At 60.5% G+C, this 16,719-nt stretch carries 14 protein-coding genes and 2 pseudogenes; 10 read left to right on the forward strand and 6 right to left on the reverse strand.

Annotated features, from left to right (window positions below):
- The first annotated feature begins 371 nt into the window (after positions 1-371).
- A complete protein-coding gene (locus BMON_RS00805; RefSeq protein WP_033513494.1) occupies positions 372-803 on the forward strand; it encodes a hypothetical protein in 432 nt (143 codons plus the stop codon).
- 126 nt (positions 804-929) lie between these two features.
- Here the strand turns inward: BMON_RS00805 and BMON_RS00810 are convergent, their stop codons facing one another.
- The 3 genes from BMON_RS00810 to BMON_RS00820 all read right to left on the reverse strand — a co-directional run bounded on the left by BMON_RS00810 (position 930) and on the right by BMON_RS00820 (position 3,423).
- A complete protein-coding gene (locus tag BMON_RS00810; protein ID WP_033513495.1) occupies positions 930-1,451 on the reverse strand; it encodes a hypothetical protein in 522 nt (173 codons plus the stop codon).
- 8 nt (positions 1,452-1,459) lie between these two features.
- Positions 1,460-1,897 carry a Panacea domain-containing protein gene (locus BMON_RS00815; protein WP_033513497.1) on the reverse strand — a complete coding sequence of 146 codons (438 nt, stop codon included), beginning with the start codon at positions 1,895-1,897 and terminating at the stop codon, positions 1,460-1,462.
- A 242-nt stretch (positions 1,898-2,139) separates the two neighbouring features.
- The gene (locus tag BMON_RS00820) at positions 2,140-3,423 is read right to left on the reverse strand and encodes a tyrosine-type recombinase/integrase (RefSeq protein ID WP_033513498.1); all 1,284 of its coding nucleotides are present in this window, start codon (positions 3,421-3,423) and stop codon (positions 2,140-2,142) included.
- Between the two features lie 957 nt (positions 3,424-4,380).
- Here BMON_RS00820 and BMON_RS00825 point away from each other — a divergent pair.
- From BMON_RS00825 to BMON_RS10615, 3 genes and pseudogenes are all read left to right on the forward strand, one after another.
- Positions 4,381-5,151: an ABC transporter ATP-binding protein gene (locus BMON_RS00825; RefSeq protein WP_202805423.1), complete on the forward strand. Its 771-nt coding sequence runs from the start codon at positions 4,381-4,383 to the stop codon at positions 5,149-5,151.
- Positions 5,129-6,361, forward strand: a complete 1,233-nt coding sequence (locus BMON_RS00830; RefSeq protein ID WP_033513597.1) for an ABC transporter permease — start codon at positions 5,129-5,131, stop codon at positions 6,359-6,361. Before BMON_RS00825 ends, BMON_RS00830 begins: the two co-directional genes overlap by 23 nt.
- Before the next feature lie 109 nt (positions 6,362-6,470).
- Positions 6,471-6,596, forward strand: a pseudogene (locus BMON_RS10615) (TetR family transcriptional regulator); the annotation flags it as partial.
- A gap of 606 nt (positions 6,597-7,202) precedes the next feature.
- Here BMON_RS10615 and BMON_RS00835 read toward each other — a convergent pair.
- Positions 7,203-7,775 (reverse strand): isochorismatase family protein, encoded by a 573-nt coding sequence (locus tag BMON_RS00835; RefSeq protein WP_033513595.1) that lies wholly within the window; start codon positions 7,773-7,775, stop codon positions 7,203-7,205.
- Positions 7,776-7,942: 167 nt separating this feature from the next.
- On the opposite strand from BMON_RS00835, the gene BMON_RS00840 reads away from it, so the two are divergent.
- The 5 genes and pseudogenes from BMON_RS00840 to BMON_RS00860 all read left to right on the forward strand — a co-directional run bounded on the left by BMON_RS00840 (position 7,943) and on the right by BMON_RS00860 (position 13,577).
- Complete coding sequence (locus BMON_RS00840; RefSeq protein ID WP_033513593.1) at positions 7,943-8,968, forward strand: threonine aldolase family protein; 1,026 nt, start codon at positions 7,943-7,945, stop codon at positions 8,966-8,968.
- 213 nt (positions 8,969-9,181) lie between these two features.
- Positions 9,182-10,564 carry a formate-dependent phosphoribosylglycinamide formyltransferase gene (purT, locus tag BMON_RS00845; RefSeq protein ID WP_081882724.1) on the forward strand — a complete coding sequence of 461 codons (1,383 nt, stop codon included), beginning with the start codon at positions 9,182-9,184 and terminating at the stop codon, positions 10,562-10,564.
- A 188-nt stretch (positions 10,565-10,752) separates the two neighbouring features.
- A complete protein-coding gene (gene purC / locus BMON_RS00850; RefSeq protein ID WP_033513591.1) occupies positions 10,753-11,505 on the forward strand; it encodes a phosphoribosylaminoimidazolesuccinocarboxamide synthase in 753 nt (250 codons plus the stop codon).
- Positions 11,506-11,694: 189 nt separating this feature from the next.
- Positions 11,695-12,978 (forward strand): annotated as a pseudogene (locus tag BMON_RS00855) (phosphoribosylformylglycinamidine synthase); the annotation flags it as partial.
- 119 nt (positions 12,979-13,097) lie between these two features.
- Complete coding sequence (locus BMON_RS00860; RefSeq protein WP_033511069.1) at positions 13,098-13,577, forward strand: GreA/GreB family elongation factor; 480 nt, start codon at positions 13,098-13,100, stop codon at positions 13,575-13,577.
- Positions 13,578-13,649: 72 nt separating this feature from the next.
- Here the strand turns inward: BMON_RS00860 and trhA are convergent, their stop codons facing one another.
- Positions 13,650-14,531, reverse strand: a complete 882-nt coding sequence (trhA, locus tag BMON_RS00865) for a PAQR family membrane homeostasis protein TrhA (RefSeq protein ID WP_033511068.1) — start codon at positions 14,529-14,531, stop codon at positions 13,650-13,652.
- 125 nt (positions 14,532-14,656) lie between these two features.
- On the opposite strand from trhA, the gene BMON_RS00870 reads away from it, so the two are divergent.
- Positions 14,657-16,171, forward strand: coding sequence for a sensor histidine kinase (locus tag BMON_RS00870; protein WP_051917725.1), 1,515 nt, complete (start codon positions 14,657-14,659; stop codon positions 16,169-16,171).
- Between the two features lie 158 nt (positions 16,172-16,329).
- Here BMON_RS00870 and BMON_RS00875 read toward each other — a convergent pair whose 3' ends face one another.
- Entirely contained in the window at positions 16,330-16,611 is a 282-nt protein-coding gene (locus BMON_RS00875) for a WhiB family transcriptional regulator (protein ID WP_033511295.1), read from the reverse strand.
- Between the last annotated feature and the right edge of the window lie 108 nt (positions 16,612-16,719).

Here is a 16,719-nt window from a genome sequence, read left to right on the forward strand (position 1 = left end):
TATAGGTAGTCTGTACAGACTCCACCACCAGTCTCTACAGACTGCACCCTCCGTCTGTACAGACCGCACCCGCGTCTACACAGACCGCACCCCCTGAGTCTGTACAGACTCCACCCACCCGTAGTCCCTAGGGACGGCCGTTGTCTGTACAGACCACAGGTGCTATATTGGAAGAGAAATAAGAAAACCTCGGCGATGGTGGAACATCCCGAGGCTATGGCAACAACTGAGATAGCAGTCGTTACGGTAACCACTATACCGCAGCGTCGCGGAAAGATAAACACATGGGTTACCACAATTGCAGGATTGTGCAGCAACTTCCAAGCTCACGGACAATCTATCTTCCACACAATGGAGCTCAGACCGTTTCCATGACGTTCGTCCACGACATGCTGCAGACGGTAGCGCTCGCCAGCAACGACTACGTGACCGACGAGGAAATACAACGCCGGAAAGAAGACAGGGAAAACCTCGGCATGGACCCGATGGCGATACCCCGCTACTGGTTCGGCAGTTGGGAGCATCTGGCGCAACTTATGTGGGAGAAGCCCACACCTGCCACCAGGAACCGGATACGCAGGGCATGGAGGGCGCTCGCAGAGATGGGCATTGCCAAACGATACTGTCGCATGACCATGCGCGGCTGGGAGTACACGCACCTGCTCACGATAGGCTGCGAGCAGGGCAACGACATGTACGCTGGGCTCACCGACGACGATGTGGAAGACGATATCGAAAGTCGGCTACTTGGCGCGTATGAAGACCTTCGAGAGTGGCCGTATGCGCTCGAATTGAGAGCCTGAACGGCTATTCTTCCTTTTACGCCATTCAGCATCTCAACGATTGATCTTCGGATTCACCAGCCCCGCTTCGGCGGGGCTTTTCCATATACGAAAAAGCCCGGAACAAGGACGGGACGAAAATGGTTGCTAGGTGTTTTTCTTGGCCGAAGGCCATATTTGATGTTTGGCATCCCACCATACAATGTGAAATTCATTATCCGTTAAGAAGCCGTAGAGACGCTCCCTGCCTCCAAGTCTAAACCGAGCGATCGCATCTCCCTTCCTAGAATAGTAGTGCCCAAGTCTGCTGACAGGCTCTTGGTTTGGGCACAACGTGAAATCTTGATAAAGCTTGAATGCGTCATAGTCTCCTAATAGCTCACCAACGGTAAGAGTTTCAAAATCCTTGAGCTTTTCAAGGAGAAGGCCATGCTCGGGCTCACTCATACGTTTCAATGACCAAGGACAGTCATCTTCCATGTCTATGCAGTCAAACCTAAATACCAGATACTTTTTCCGTGGGTCCTGTGCAATTTCCCTAGCAGAACTCGGAACAACATAGGATTTAGGTTCCTCTCTCGCTGATTCGGGAACCGTGAATGATTGAAGTATAGACGCATTAACAGATTTCTTAGGATGCCGAACCTTATCCTTACCTTTATGTCCCATGGTCGCTCTTAGTCGGTCAAACCGCCATAGTATTCCGCGATGTCTGCATTTTTGATTTCTGCAGATGAGCTGACTCCGGACGGCAGACCGTTCCTAGCATTCTTCCAGGGTGCCTCATGATGAGTCAACTGGCTTAGTTCATATGCACCCATGTCGCCGTAGAATGACAGCACCCCATTCACTGTAGCTTGTTGGGTAGCGTCAAGTTTTGATGCATCACCGTTGATGTCGCCATCACAGATTTTGAAGAGGCCCTTATGCTGATGGTACAGGTCTGGGCAAACCGGACCATTTGCCCACGCTTGAATCTCTTCAGGGAAAAGAGGCTTTTCATCCCAGACGAGCGACCATGCCTGAGAGTAGTAGCACAGTTTCTGAAGCTTCATCGTCGTCATGGAATGTTTTTTCTTGAGAATATACGCAGCCACATCAAATACACTCGTCATAGCTCGCTCCTCTCGCTTCAACTTTCCTAATGCATATTGTGCATAACTCTGTGCACAACATGTGTATATATCATATACAACACTGATATGACGACTAATAGGCTTCCCGACACTCCCGAATTGCTATATGAAACCACACAAAGTCATACCCCTTCCACACTCAATGCCGTGCGTCCTGTGATCTCCGACAACGCTTGTGGATTCCAATGTGTGTAGCCCGCTGTGGTGGCAATGTCTTATTCTCATTCGATCTGTGACAGGTTGAGCGATGTGTCGAGAGTCTCCATGGCCTTCAACCGTTCGGCGTTGTCGGCGTGGCGGTAGTGTTCGACCATCGCATCGGAGCTGTGTCCGACGATCTCCCTGATGAGCTGGAAGTCGACGCCCTGGGCGGCGAGCAGGGTCACGATGGCATGACGGCTCTCGTGACCCACATGGCCGGCGGCGTCCATACCCGCGTCGGTCATGAGCTGGCGGAACTCGCGCATGTCGCTCTTGGGGTCGATGGGGTTGCCGTCCGCATCGTGGAACATGAGACCGTACACGCTGCCTGTATCCCGCTTCCGGTACATGGCGAGCACCTGTTGCAAGGGTGGCACGATGGGCACGATCCTGCCCGTCCGCGACTTGGGTCGCGTGAGCGCGTTGGACCCGTTGAGCGCGACCATGTCGTAACCGTCTGGCACGCGCCACACGGCCTTCGGGCACAAGCCCCCCTTGTGTTTCCCGCATGGGTATTCGCCGTCGATGGAAGTGCCGCACCCGTGGTCGCGGGGCACGGTCTGCAGCTTCCAATCGACCGTGTACATGGAGGTGCGAGGATTGTACGACTTCCACGTCGCGCCGAGTATCTCCCCCTGACGCATGCCGGTCAGGAGCCGGAACCACATGCGGGCACCAAGCGCCGTGTCCTCGTATCCCGCGGCGATCCTCAACATCTCCTTGAGTTCGGGGACGCTGAACGCGCCACGGCCGGTGCCCGAATCCTTGCGCTGCGGGGTCCTCACGGCGAGCACGGGATTGGAGGGTATGATCCGGTCGGCGTAGGCGGCCTGCATGATCTGGTTGAGGCAGGTGCGTATCTGACGTTTCAGGCTGATACCCGCCGGCCCCTTCGCCTCGCCCTTCTGCGTATAGGATCGGGCGTGCTCGAGGATGGAGCGCACGGTGCTGGGCACGATCCTCTCGAGTGCCGTGTTGCCGTACTCCCCCAGATGCCGGTCGATGACCGTCTTGTACATGGCGTAGCTCTTCGGATCGATGTCATGCCGCTTGTGCTCGAGCCACCCCTCGGCGTACTCGCCAAGCTTCACATGCGCCTGCGATTCGACGCCCGTGGCCCTGATCCGCCTGAGGAGGTCCTCGAGTTTGGATTGACATTCGCGGTAGGTCGATGCGGTGACGGTCCTCTTGCGCTGCTCGCCGTTGGGGTACAGGCCGATGGCGACCTGCGCCCGCCAGCGGACGTTGCCGTGCCGGTCGGTGTATTTCCTCGCCCTGTATCGACCCGTGGCGCTTCTCGTCATGACGCCCTCCCGTCGGTTTAGGTGTACACCAAGTGTACACCAAACGATTGCCATGTCATTGCCGGGTGATTACCATACCGGATATTCAGAAACGTTGGAATTCCAACGTTTTCAAGTCCGAATCGTTGGAACGGCGGTGCCCAGAATCAGTATATCCCATAATTGTGGTTCAGAAGGTCGCGCGTTCGAACCGCGTTATCCACCCCTCTCGAAGCCCCTACAGCCGCAAGGCCTGCAGGGGTTTTCTCATGCACTCGCCGTTGCCAAACTCCCCCACTTGTGTGCCCCATGTGTGCCCTATGCGTATACCTACCACATGTACGCCAAGATGCGCAGCAGAAGTTCGGCATTGCTTCACCGAACGTGAGCCGGGGCCGGGATTCACATACAATCCGCGCGAGTATGCACTCGTGACGAAGACGACCCCACGCGACTCACCGACCAAATCCGCCTCCGCGAATATCTCCTCACCCCCCTACGGACGGTACCGCACGCATACGCACCGCTATCAAACGATCACCAACTCAGGGAATCGCAATCACATGACCGACCCAACACCGTCGTCCGCCACTCCCCCTGAGGATCATCCGAGAGGAGTCGCGTGCCAGGCCGGATACATGTCTGTAATCGATACGTGTTCTTGAAGTATGCCACGCCGGTTCAACCCCGATACGGTTTTCGAAATCCAGGGAATGCCCGGGCCACCATTCCATCATTGCAGCAACGTGACAGCTACAGGAGCCAACCCGGACCCATTCGAACCCTATGCCGTTCACCCCGTGCCCCGTTCACCCCGTGCCCCGTTCACCCGTTTGCCGTTCACCATCCTCATGGCAGCGACTCGATTGTGCTTACCGCATCATGCATGGTAGCATTGAGTGAGTAGTCACTCACTACATGATCTCACTACGAGCCCATTGCCCGTCCCGAGTCATTCGACGTACCTAGGAGGCAACATTGACGAAAGGCACCATGCCGCACACCCTCGAATCCCCGACCATCAAGGTTTCGCATTTGGTCCAGGGCTACGGGAAAAGGGTCATACTACGGAACATCGATTGCGAGGTCCGCCATGGCGAAATCGTTGCCCTTATCAGACCGAGCGGTTCAGGCAAAATCACGTTGATCAGCACCATCGTGGGTATGATGCCCCCGAAATCAGGTACGGTGCAAGTGCTCGGCACCCCCATGCCGGACCGCACCATGCTCGGCAACATCGGGTTCATGGCCCAGACCGACGCGCTGTACACCAACCTGAGCGGTTTGGAGAATCTGAGATTCTTCGCGTCCCTGCAGCATGTGCGCGGGAAGCATTTCAACGATGCCGCACTGCGCGCGGCCAGCGTCGTCCATCTTGACCACGCGCTGAGCAACAGAGTGTCGCATTACTCGGGAGGTATGAAACGACGCCTATCGATGGCGATCGCACTCATCGGCGACCCCCCGATACTCATCCTCGACGAACCCACTGTGGGCATAGATCCGCAGCTGCGTCGAGAACTGTGGAACGAGCTACACCGCATCGCGGATCAAGGCCGCTCCATCCTCCTCACCACGCATGTGATGGCAGATGCCGCGCAGACGGACACCTTGCTGATGATCCGACAGGGCCGAGCAATCGCCCAAGGATCCCCCACAGCCGTCAAGAATCTCTATCAAGCAACAAGCATCGAGGATGCTTTCATCGAAGCGGGAAAGGAACAAGATGCGAACCATAGCAATGATTAGAAGGATATTGACGGAACTCTTGCGGGACAAGCGAACATTGGCCCTGATGTTCGCCGCACCTTTGCTGATTCTCACTTTGCTGTACTTCCTGTTCCAAGGAGCCGGTAATACGAGCGCAGACCTAGCCGTGCAGTCGGTAGATGACGACCTGGTGTCCGCCATGCAGGTGGATGGCCTGCATATCCACAAAATCCCAGAACGCCAAACAACGGACCAAAGCAGCAACTACACCGAACGCATCATACGCGATAACGATTACGCCGGCTTCCTCTGTCAGAATGACGGTTCTCTACATCTCACCCTCGCCGGAGCCGACGAAGCCCAAAGCGGCTTAATTCTCGAAAGCCTTAAAGCCGCTCAGGCCGAACTCTCCGGTAAAGCCGCCTCAGCCACCATCGCCTCACAAGCAGCCGCACTCACACAGCTCGAAAGCACTGTGGCGGCACTCACCTCACGACTCCAAACCCTCAGCGGAGGAAGAACGGGCACATCGACGGGTCTGCCGCAAGCTTCGATTGATGCTAAGGGCGGAGAGCCAACAAACCGACCTTCCATGGCGACAACACCATCCTCGGTCACGGTGGACTATCTGTATGGCAGCAAGCATTCCACCTTCTTCGACACCCTAGTGCCGATTATGATGGGCTTCGTCATCTTCTTCTTTGTGTTTCTCATCTCAGGCATCTCCCTACTACATGAACGAGCCACCGGAACGCTGGCGCGTTTACTCGCCACACCAATTCGCAGACATGAGATCGTCAACGGATACCCCATCGGTTACGGCATTGTGGCCATCGTGCAGACCGCTGTGGTAGTCGGCTATACCATCGTGGTATTCAAGACGCAGATACTCGGCAATGTGTGGAATGTCCTGCTGCTGAACCTCATGATTGCAGGCACCGCGCTCACCCTCGGTCTACTGGTATCGGCCTTTGCCGCGACCGAGTTCCAGATGATGCAGTTCATCCCCATCGTCGTCATCCCCCAGATATTCTTCTCGGGAATTATCCCAGTGGCCTCGATGCCCGGTTGGCTACGAACAATCGCCCATGTCACACCCTTGTATTGGGGGTCGCGTGCAATGAGCGATGTTGTGGAGAAAGGCGCCAATCTTGCTCAGATAGCGCCAAATCTTGGCGTGCTTCTAACATTTATCCTGGTATTTCTCGGGTTGAACATACTGGCGATGCGAAAATACCGTCGGATCTGAGAACATCCCCCAGCACTGGGCGGTGACACGGCTCCGAACCATACCGCATATCTCAAATGCTTCTCAGGGGGAATTGATGGACAACAGCAGTTCGGTCGAGGACATGTTCATGCAGACCTTGCACTCCTCCGACCTCTCCGCAAAGCAGAAAGCCGTGCTGCAAGCCAGCCTGACCCTTTTCTCCGACAAAGGGTACGACCGCACCACAACACAGGAAATCGCGGAGCTGGCGCACGTCTCCCAGGGAACCGTCTATAAGAGATTCGCCACCAAGCATGACATCCTCGAAGCCCTCATCACTCCATTCATCGACGAAATCATCCCTCGGATGGCCATTGAATTCACCAACACCGTGCATGCCCAACAACTTCCGGACTTCAATGATTACCTGAGTTTCGTGGTTCGGGATCGTCTCGAGTTGGTGGTGACCAATAGAAAGCTCGTTCGTATTCTCCTAGCAGGGGCGTTCAACAATCAATCGGAGGCCGAAGCGTTGCTGGCCAGAATCTCTGAGTCCCTCCGGGGAGTCGAGAAGCAATTCACCGCGATTTTCTCCCGTTATCAGCGCAATGGGCAGCTCGTGAACTGGCCGGTCTCGCAAATCATCAGGTATACAGCGGCGGCAATTATCAGCCATGCCCTTCCCGTGGTGCTTACAGCGGATTGCCGCGACCCCGATGAGGCGCTCGCCCATCAATCGACCTGGATCTGTCGACGAGACAAATCGTGGCTTTTCTCCGACACGGTCTCTCCCCCGTATCTGCATAGGCCAATCCACTGCCATCTGAGCTGTAGGCGTTGCCCCTATCCCGGTAGAGCCTCGAGCTCAACATCACCACGCTCACGCAACCAGTTCAGCGCCAGCCGCAGCCATCTCCTTGAGGGCCGCCCGCGACGAGTCGGGCGCCACTCCCGCCACGAGATCACGCAGCACACGCACCGAGAAGCCGAGTTTCAGTGCGTCGAGTACCGAGGCCCGCACGCAGTAGTCGGTGGCGATGCCCGCCACGTCGACGGCATCGACGCCCGCCCGGTGCAGCAGCTGTTCGACGGTGGCGCCATCCTCGGCGGTGCCCTCGAAGAGGGAATACGCGGGCACCCCCTGCCCCTTGAAGATCTGATTGGTGACGGCCCGCGTATGGAACCCCGGATCATATTGGGCACCGTGGGTGCCGGCCACGCAGTGCACGGGCCAGGTATGCACGAAGTCGGGGGCGCCGTGGGCGAAGTGTCCGCCGTTGTCGGAGTCGGCATCATGCCAATCGCGCGAAGCGATCACCGCCGCGTAATCTCCCGCATGGTCGGCGAGGAACCGGGTGATGCCCTCGGCGACGGCATGGCCGCCGGTAACGCCGAGCGCACCGCCCTCCGTGAAGTCGTTCTGTACGTCGATGATAAGCAATGCTCGAGTCATGGCCCCATTATAGGGAACGCGTATATCGGGCGCTCGCACGGCAACGGCGTAACGAACCCGACGCACCGGACCGTGGTATATATGACGGCAGTACCCATAACGATCACCCACACAGCAATCACGTACACACCGGTCGCAACACAGCGATCCCATATATAAGGATTGTCATGCTCTCATTCGTCAACGATTACAGCGAAGGCGCTCACCCGGCCATTCTGCGACGCCTCTCGGAAACCAACATGGAGCAGCTGCCCGGCTACGGTTCGGACCACTACTGCGCGAGCGCGAAAGACAGGATTCGCAAGGCCTGCGGTACACCCGACGCGGACGTATGGTTCCTGGTCGGGGGCACCCAGACCAACCAGAACATCCTCGATGCGGTCGCCCCGCCCTATGCGGGCATCCTGTGCGCCGACAACGGCCACATCAACGTCCACGAGGCGGGGGCCATCGAATCCACCGGACGCAAGGTGCTCGCGATCCCCGGCCACGACGGCAAGCTCTCGGCGGCCGACGTGAGCCGTTGGTGCGAGGGGTTCTTCGCCGACGCCAACCATGAGCATATGGTCTGCCCCGGCGCCGTCTATATTTCGCATCCGACGGAATACGGCACCCTGTATTCGGCGGCCGAACTCGAAGAGCTCTCCAAGGTCTGCAGGGAATACCATCTGCCGCTCGTGCTCGATGGCGCGAGGCTGGGGTATGGGCTCACGGCCCCGGATGCGGACCCCGACCTGGCCGACATCGCCCGCCTCACCGACGTGTTCACCATCGGCGGCACCAAGGTGGGGGCGCTGTTCGGCGAGGCGGTGGTCTTCACGCACACGCCCGCCCCGAAGCATTTCCTGACCATGATCAAACGCCGCGGCGCGCTGCTGGCCAAAGGTTGGCTGCTCGGCCTGCAATTCGACACCCTGTTCACCGACGACCTGTACCTCTCGATCTCCCACCACGCGAACGAGGAGGCGGGCAAGATCCGGGCGGCGCTGAAGGCCAAGGGCTATCGGTTGGCCAATGAGGCGAGCACGAACCAGATCCTGGTGACGATGGACCACGCGACCATCGATCGGCTCTCCCACCAGGTGGGCATGGGCTTCATGCTGCGCGTCGACGATGATCATGATGTGATGCGCATCTGCACCAGTTGGGCCACCACCGACGAGCACACGGATCAACTCATCGCCCTGCTCTAGCGGCGCCCGCTTGCGAGTACGCCCTGCTGAGCGACACTCTGTTGCAATCGAGTCGGTTGGCTGTATTACGGGCCACGATGAGCGGTCACATCTTGCTGAGCGGCGCTTTGTCGCAATGGCGCCTCATATGACAACAGGAGCCCTTGGCGCCATAGTCGGACACAAGGCCAAGGCACCGGATCCTGAGTAGTGCCTCGATGGCACAATGGTGGTATGACCACTTCGCCCTTGTCATCGCAGCCCGAATCCACTCTTCCCTCCACCTCCTCCCCCGGTTCGACCCCTGCCCACGACTCGGCCTCTTCGACCCGTATGAACGGGGCCGTACCCTCCCATGCGTTGGGCACGCCGTTGGGTCAGCGCCGAACCCGCGTGCTGTTGCTCGGCGCCGGGGAACTGGGCCGGGAGGTCACCATCGCGCTCATGCGCCTCGGTGCGTGGGTGTGCGCGGCGGACAGTTACGAAGGCGCACCCGCGGCGCAGCTCTCCCACGAGCACGTCGTGCTCGACATGAGCCAGCCCGATCTGCTCGACGAACTCATCGCGCGCATCAAGCCCGACATCATCATTCCCGAGGTCGAGGCCATCGCCACGTCCGAACTGGCCAAGGCGGCCACCGCCGGCATCCAGGTGGTGCCCAGCTCCGGCATCGCCGCCATCTGCATGGACCGCGAGCGCCTGCGCGTCTTCGCTCATGAACGGCTGGGTCTGCCCACCACCCCGTACCGGTTCGCCGGATCCCTCGCCGAGCTGCGCGAGGGTGCCGAGACCGTCGGGTACCCCTGCGTCGTCAAGCCGATCATGAGCTCGTCGGGGCACGGTCAATCCGTCGTGCGATCACCCGAACTGCTCGAAGCCGCTTGGACCGAGGCGCAGACCGGCCGTCGTGCCGCACACGGCGGTGAGGTCTCACGTGTGATCGTCGAAGCCTTGGCCCCGTTGGCCTACGAACTGACGGTGCTCACCGTATGCTCGTCCGCGGGCGTCGTCACCTGCTCCCCCATCGGCCAGGTGCAGGACCACGGCGATTATCGTGAATCCTGGCAACCCGCCGCGATCGACGACAAGACGCTGGAAACGTGCCGAGACATCGCTCGGGATGTGGTGCTCGGCATGCGCGACGAAGCAGGCCGGTCCGGCGAACTCGGATGGGGCGTCTTCGGTGTGGAGCTCTTCGAGCTCACCGACGGCAGCGTGTTGTTCAACGAAGTATCCCCCCGTCCGCACGACACCGGCATGGTGACGATGGCCTCGCAGCGCCTGAGCGAATTCGACCTGCACGCCCGTGCCGTGCTTGGACTGCCCGTCACCGACGGTCATACCTCCCTCATCCTGCAACCGGGAGAGGTGGCGGCGAGCCACGCCATCGTCGTGCAGGGTGAAGGAGAGGTCGTGTTCACCGTTGTCGAACGCGCGCTTGCCGAGCCCGGCACCGATCTGCGCATCTTCAACAAGCCGGCCGTCCACGGTCACCGGCGCATGGCGGTTGCCCTGGCCGTGGGCGCTGATGTCGCCGACGCCCGGAACCGGGCCGGCCGGGTCGCCGATGCGCTGGATATCGATGTCGACCCGCCGACCGTCGCATCATCGAAGTGATGCACACTGCGCGGTGACCTACCCGACGCTGCCCTCGCCGCACCCGAGCCGCATGGGACACCGTGCGCGACCCGTCACCGCGCGCCACCTGTCGTCGCCGCCGTCAATCCAATGTAACCCGTGGTTGTTATCCTAAGCACGTAGTTCACCCCCGAATTCCATCTCTGTGTTGCACAGGAAGGCGATCGATGGAGAAACTGGAACAGCTCTACAAGGGCAAGGCCAAGAAGATGTACGCAACCGATGATCCGGATGTGCTCTGGGTCGAATACATGAATCAGGCCACCGCCGGCAACGGCGCCAAGAAGGCCCAGATCGAAGGCAAGGGTGCGCTGAACAACCGCATCACCTCACTCGTCTTCGAATTGCTCAAGGCGCGTGGCGTCGACAGTCATTTCATCAAGCGCCTCTCGGACACCGAGCAGCTCGTGCGCAAGATGACGATGTTCCCGCTCGAGATCATCATGCGCAACGTCGCGGCCGGATCGTTCGCGGCGCGTTACGGCATCAAGGAAGGCACCCCGCTGGCCAACCCCATCCTGGAGTTCTGCCTCAAGTCCGACCCGCTCAACGATCCGTTCATCAACGACGACGGCATCCTGGCGCTCAAACTCGCCGACCGCGAGGCCCTCGACGAGATCTCCCGCCAGGCCCGGGCCGTCAACGACGCCCTGCTCGACATCTTCGCCGCCATCGACGTCGAGCTCGTCGACTTCAAGATCGAGGAGGGCCGCACCAGCGGCGGCCGTATCCTGCTCGCCGACGAGATCACCCCGGACACCTGCCGCCTGTGGGATAAGAAGGACCACAGCGGTACGGTCGAGCACCTCGACAAGGATCTGTTCCGACGTGATCTGGGCAGCATCATCCCGGCCTACGAGGAGATTCACACCCGCCTCCTCAGTCTCGCCAAACACGAGGGACTGGCCACCATCGAATAACCGTATGACGCCCGCATCCACCACCCGTGGATGCGGGCGTCGTCATGTGGCCCAGGCTTTCCGCACCTCTCGGTCATTCCCTCGTGCGTCCCCTCCCCTTTTTCCTCACCGTTCGTCACACACACCCTTCGTCACACACACAGTGCGCTCCAGGTGGATTCACCGGGCGTCAACCAGGTAGGAGCAACAGTGGTCTTCCGCATCTATGTCGAGAAACGACCGGGATTCGACATCCAGGCCGAGCAGCTACGCACCGAACTCACGGACATCCTGGGCGTCACATCCCTCACCGGGTTGCGCATGCTCAACCGGTACGACGTCGAAGGCATCGACGATCGGCTCTTCGCCGCCGCCACGCCCACGGTGTTCAGCGAGCCGCCCGTCGACCTGACCTACGAGACCCTGCCCGCCGACGACGGGGCCACGGTGTTCGCTGTGGAGTACCTGCCCGGGCAGTTCGACCAGCGCGCGGATTCGGCGAGCGAATGCATCCAACTCATCTCGCAGGGTGAGCGGCCCGCCGTGCGCACCGCCACGGTCTACATGCTTCGCGGCGCGCTCAGCGCATCGGATGTCGAGTCGATCAAACGCTACGTGATCAACCCGGTGGAGGCCCGAGAGGCCTCACTCAAGTCGGTCACCACCCTGCACACCACGGCTCCCACACCATCGGACGTGGAGGTGCTCACCGATTTCACGGCACTGGATGACGCAGGTCTGTCGCGGCTGATCAAGGAGCGGGGTCTGGCGATGGATCTGGCCGACGCCCGGTTCTGCCAGCGCCACTTCACGGATGAGGGACGCGAGCCCACCATCACCGAAATCAAAGTGATCGACACCTATTGGTCAGACCATTGCCGCCACACGACCTTCGGCACCGAACTCGACGAGGTCGCCATCGACGACGCGGCTGTGCGCGAGGCGTTCGACCGCTATCTGGCGATGCGGCGCGAACTCGGCCGCGAGAACCGGCCCGTATGCCTGATGGACATGGCCACGATCGGCGCCAAATGGCTGGCATCCAAGGGACGGCTGACCGGACTGGACGAATCCGAGGAGATCAACGCCTGCACGGTCAAGATCACGGTCGACGTGGACGGCCACGACGAGGACTGGCTCTTCCTGTTCAAGAACGAGACGCACAACCACCCCACCGAGATCGAACCCTTCGGCGGCGCCGCGACCTGCATCGGCGGCTGCATCCGCGACCCCCTCTCGGGCCGTTCCTATGTCTATCAGGCCATGCGCGTCACCGGCGCGGGCGACCCCACGGTGCCGGTCGACACGACGCTCGAGGGCAAGCTCCCCCAGCGCAAGATCGTCACCACCGCCGCGCAGGGATACTCCTCCTACGGCAACCAGATCGGGCTGGCCACCGGTGAGGTCCATGAGATCTATCATCCCGGTTACGTCGCCAAGCGCATGGAGGTGGGCGCGGTCGTGGCCGCGACGCCCGCCGACCACGTGCGCCGGATGCCGGTCATATGATATGACGGTGTTCGACGTCGGGCATGACGACGCGAATATGGTAATGGGGCGGCGTCGGCGCGATATGTGCCGGCGTTGCGTTGGATAAGGTCAGGGAGGCATGTATGGCCGAGGAGAAGACGATCCTGCTGACGCAGGAGGCATACGACAAGATGAAGGGCGAGCTCGCGCATCGTGAGGGGGAGTACCGCGACGAGATCACCGAGCGCATCGCGACGGCGCGTGCGGAGGGTGATCTGTCCGAAAACGGCGGCTATCAGGCCGCGCGCGAGGAGCAGGGCAAGAACGAGGGGCGCATCAACGAGCTCATCGTGAAACTGCGCAACGCCAAGATCCTCAAGGCGCCCGACGCCGGCACCGTGGGCAACGGGTCGCTCGTGACGCTGGACCTCGCGGGCCGTGAGATGGTGTACGTGCTGGGATCCAGGGATTTGACCGTGGCGACCGACCACGATGTCATCAGTCCCGAGTCGCCGATTGGATCGGCGATCATGGGCGCCAAGACGGGCGACGTGGTGAGTTATCACGCTCCCAATGGCCGTGAGATCAAGGTTACGGTCAAGGACGCGCGTCCCTTGCAGTAGGGGATGTGGGTCGTACGCAGTGATGGGGCGGGGTCGTATGCGATTGGGCATACGACCCCGCCTTTCTATCGCTCAGGCGAGCGCCCACAGATTGACGATGACCATGTAGATGGCGACCATGTGGCAGGCGTACCCCGCCACCGTGCCCAGATGGAAGATCTCGTGGAATCCGAAGACCTTCGGCCATGGATCGGGCGTGCGGGTCGCGTAGACGATGGCCCCCAGAATGTAGCATGCGCCACCGGCGGCGATCAGCGTGACCACGGTGGGGCCGGCGGCGGGGGAGTCCCAGAAGAGCTTCATGAATCCCAGTCCGGACACGCCGAAGATGATGTAGACGAGCACGACGAGCCAGCGCGGGGCGTTGATCCAGATCACGTGGATGATGAGCGCCACCAGGGTGCAGGACCACATGCCGACGATGATGGAGGTGCTCCAGAACGGTGACAGGGCGAAGGATACGGGCGTGTAGGTGCCGGCGATCAGCAGGAAGATGTTGGCATGGTCGATTCGACGCAGCACGTCGGTGACCGTGGGGGACCAGTCGCCCAGATGGTAGGCCGCGGAATTCCCGAAGAGGATAAGCGAGCAGGTCATGAATACGGCGCAGGCCCATTTGAGACCGGTACCGTGCGCCAGACAGATGAGCACGATGCCCGCGGCCAGCGCCAAAGGCGTCGCCACGGCGTGTATCCATCCCCGCAGCAAGGGCTTCGGCCGGCCGTGGACGTCAAGGCGTACGCGGTGCTTCTGGCCGAGCTCAACGAGTCGTGCCTTGGTTTCGCCTGTGGCGATCAGCGCGGAGGCTCGTCGTTCGGCCCGGCGGCGGATGATGTCCGCCTTGTTCCGGGCACGCGCCCGGACGAGGGCGGCCTCGGCCTGGCGTGCGTGCAGACGTGTCTGTTCGACATCCTCCTGAATTTCGGATTGCCTGATCTCGTCGGTGTCGTGCATATGAGCGGTCCTCTCAAGCCTACGCAAACGTAACTTACGTTATCGTAACATAATCCTCTGCCATGCGTATGCGGGAATGTTCACAGGGCCGCATGGCGAGCGTCACCCTGCGTATGATGGTGGTCATGGCTGATTTCACGCATATCCTCGCAACCCGACCCGATTTCGACGACGACGACCGCCAATGGCTGCACCATCTCGTCGCGGATTGGCAGGTCATCGCCGACCTGAGCTTCGCCGATCTGCTCCTCGTGTTGCAGACCGGTGATGGCAGGTACGTCATCGCCGAGCAGTGCCGGCCATCCACCGTGATGACCCTGCGTATCGAGGATGTCGTGGGCATGGAGGTCCGTCCCGATCTGGTGGGCGAGATCCACGACGCCATGGAGTCGACGGGCGTCGTGCGGTCGACGGTGTTGCATGACGTGGGACGGGTCACCGTCTGCAACGTGTATGCGCCTGTCGCGCACCGCGGCAAGGTGCTCGGCGTGGTGGTCCGCGAGACCAACCTGTCGACCCGGGAGTCGAATGGGCGGTACGAGTCCGAAAGCATCAACGCCGGCAAGCAGCTCTTCGAGATGATCGCCCGTGGGCAGTTCCCGTATGATGACCCCGTGCAGAACCAACGGCACAACGCCCGCGTGTCGGACGGTTTCATCCTGCTCACCGCGGATGGTGTGGTGCGGTATTCCTCGCCGAACGCGATCAGCTGCTTCCGACGTCTGGGTGCGGTGACCACGATGCAGGGGCAGTACCTCAGCGAGATCGGCACGCAGCTGCTCAGGGCGAAGGCGCCGGTGCCCGAAGCGTTCCCCCTGTTGCTCTCCGGCAAGGCGGCCGTGGATTCGGAACTGGACGCCAATCGTTCCGTGGCATCCATGCGATCCCTGCCCCTGTACGGTGAGACCGGCCGCAACGGCGCGTTGATCCTGTGCCGTGACGTGACCGAGCTTCGTCGTCGAGACCGTGAGCTGCAAACCAAGGACGCGACCATTTCCGAGATCCACCATCGGGTGAAGAACAATCTGCAAGCGGTTTCCGCACTGCTCAGACTGCAGGCTCGCAAAACCAAGTCCGCCGAGGTGAAACAGGAGCTGGCGGAGGCGCAGCGCCGCGTGCAGACCATCGCGATGGTTCATGAGGGTCTGAGCCAGACCGCCGACGAAATGGTCGATTACGACAAGGTGATTTCGAACCTGCTCAAGATGAGCGTGGATCTGGCCACGATGCGTGACCAGCGGATCGACATCGAGTACATCGGATCCTTTGGCATGATGCCGGCACAGGATGCGACGCCGTTGTCGTTGGTGCTCACCGAATTGATCACCAACGCGGTGGAACACGGATTCGAGGGCCGCAAGAAGGGTCATATCCGCATCTCGGTGGGGCGTGGGGGCAATAACCTCAACGTCGTCGTCGAGGATGACGGTTCGGGGCTGGACACTGAGGAGGACCACGGCATGGCGCGATCCTCAGGGTCCGGTCTGGGCACGCAGATCATCAACACCTTCGTCACGAATGATTTCGGCGGTACGGTGCATTGGGAACCCCGGCACGAGGGGGGCACCAAGGTGATTCTCGACATGAAGCTGCGCGCGGCCCAGGATGAGGACATGGGCGACGGGTCGGACGAGGGGTAGGGCGACGGCAGGGAGTGAGTGGATCCGGCGTTCGACTCGCCACGCGTTCGATTCGTGAGTGGTTATGACTGTGGCGGGATCTCGCTATGCGAAATCCCGCCACAGTCAATCCCGCCACAGTCATATGTCGGGTGTGGGGCCGAAGGCCCGGTCGAACGTCAGATGTGCTGCACCTGCATGCTCTGCGAGCGCCGGGCACGCATCGCGCGGCGCTTGAGGGCACGACGCTCATCCTCGCTCAGTCCACCCCAGACGCCATAGTCCTGGTTGGTGTCGAGTGCGCACTTCAGGCAGGCGTCGATGACCTTGCACGTGCGGCATACGGCCTTCGCCTCTTCGATCTGCTGGTATGCGGCTCCGGTATTGCCCACCGGGAAGAAGAGTTCCGGATCCTTGTCGCGGCATGCGGCCTTCGCGCGCCAATCAAACGCAGTGCTCATGAAATCGCCTTTCCATCTCGCCGCCATGCCCTCGCCACTCGATCACGATGCCGCGACCGGTGCCCGGCACCGAATCCACAACGAGGTGATGCTGCCATGTGTCATGGG

This window comes from Bifidobacterium mongoliense DSM 21395, from assembly GCF_000741285.1.
In the GTDB taxonomy this organism is placed as follows: domain Bacteria; phylum Actinomycetota; class Actinomycetes; order Actinomycetales; family Bifidobacteriaceae; genus Bifidobacterium; species Bifidobacterium mongoliense.

Coding starts and splice junctions, on each gene's coding strand:
- BMON_RS00875 (WP_033511295.1), bottom strand. CDS start 16,611: ATGAGCACTGCGTTTGATTGGCGCGCGAAGGCCGCATGCCGCGACAAG.
- BMON_RS00820 (WP_033513498.1), bottom strand. CDS start 3,423: ATGACGAGAAGCGCCACGGGTCGATACAGGGCGAGGAAATACACCGAC.
- BMON_RS00830 (WP_033513597.1), top strand. CDS start 5,129: ATGCGAACCATAGCAATGATTAGAAGGATATTGACGGAACTCTTGCGG.
- BMON_RS00860 (WP_033511069.1), top strand. CDS start 13,098: ATGGCCGAGGAGAAGACGATCCTGCTGACGCAGGAGGCATACGACAAG.
- BMON_RS00815 (WP_033513497.1), bottom strand. CDS start 1,897: ATGACGAGTGTATTTGATGTGGCTGCGTATATTCTCAAGAAAAAACAT.
- BMON_RS00805 (WP_033513494.1), top strand. CDS start 372: ATGACGTTCGTCCACGACATGCTGCAGACGGTAGCGCTCGCCAGCAAC.
- trhA (WP_033511068.1), bottom strand. CDS start 14,531: ATGCACGACACCGACGAGATCAGGCAATCCGAAATTCAGGAGGATGTC.
- purT (WP_081882724.1), top strand. CDS start 9,182: ATGACCACTTCGCCCTTGTCATCGCAGCCCGAATCCACTCTTCCCTCC.
- purC (WP_033513591.1), top strand. CDS start 10,753: ATGGAGAAACTGGAACAGCTCTACAAGGGCAAGGCCAAGAAGATGTAC.
- BMON_RS00840 (WP_033513593.1), top strand. CDS start 7,943: ATGCTCTCATTCGTCAACGATTACAGCGAAGGCGCTCACCCGGCCATT.
- BMON_RS00870 (WP_051917725.1), top strand. CDS start 14,657: ATGGCTGATTTCACGCATATCCTCGCAACCCGACCCGATTTCGACGAC.
- BMON_RS00835 (WP_033513595.1), bottom strand. CDS start 7,775: ATGACTCGAGCATTGCTTATCATCGACGTACAGAACGACTTCACGGAG.
- BMON_RS00810 (WP_033513495.1), bottom strand. CDS start 1,451: ATGGGACATAAAGGTAAGGATAAGGTTCGGCATCCTAAGAAATCTGTT.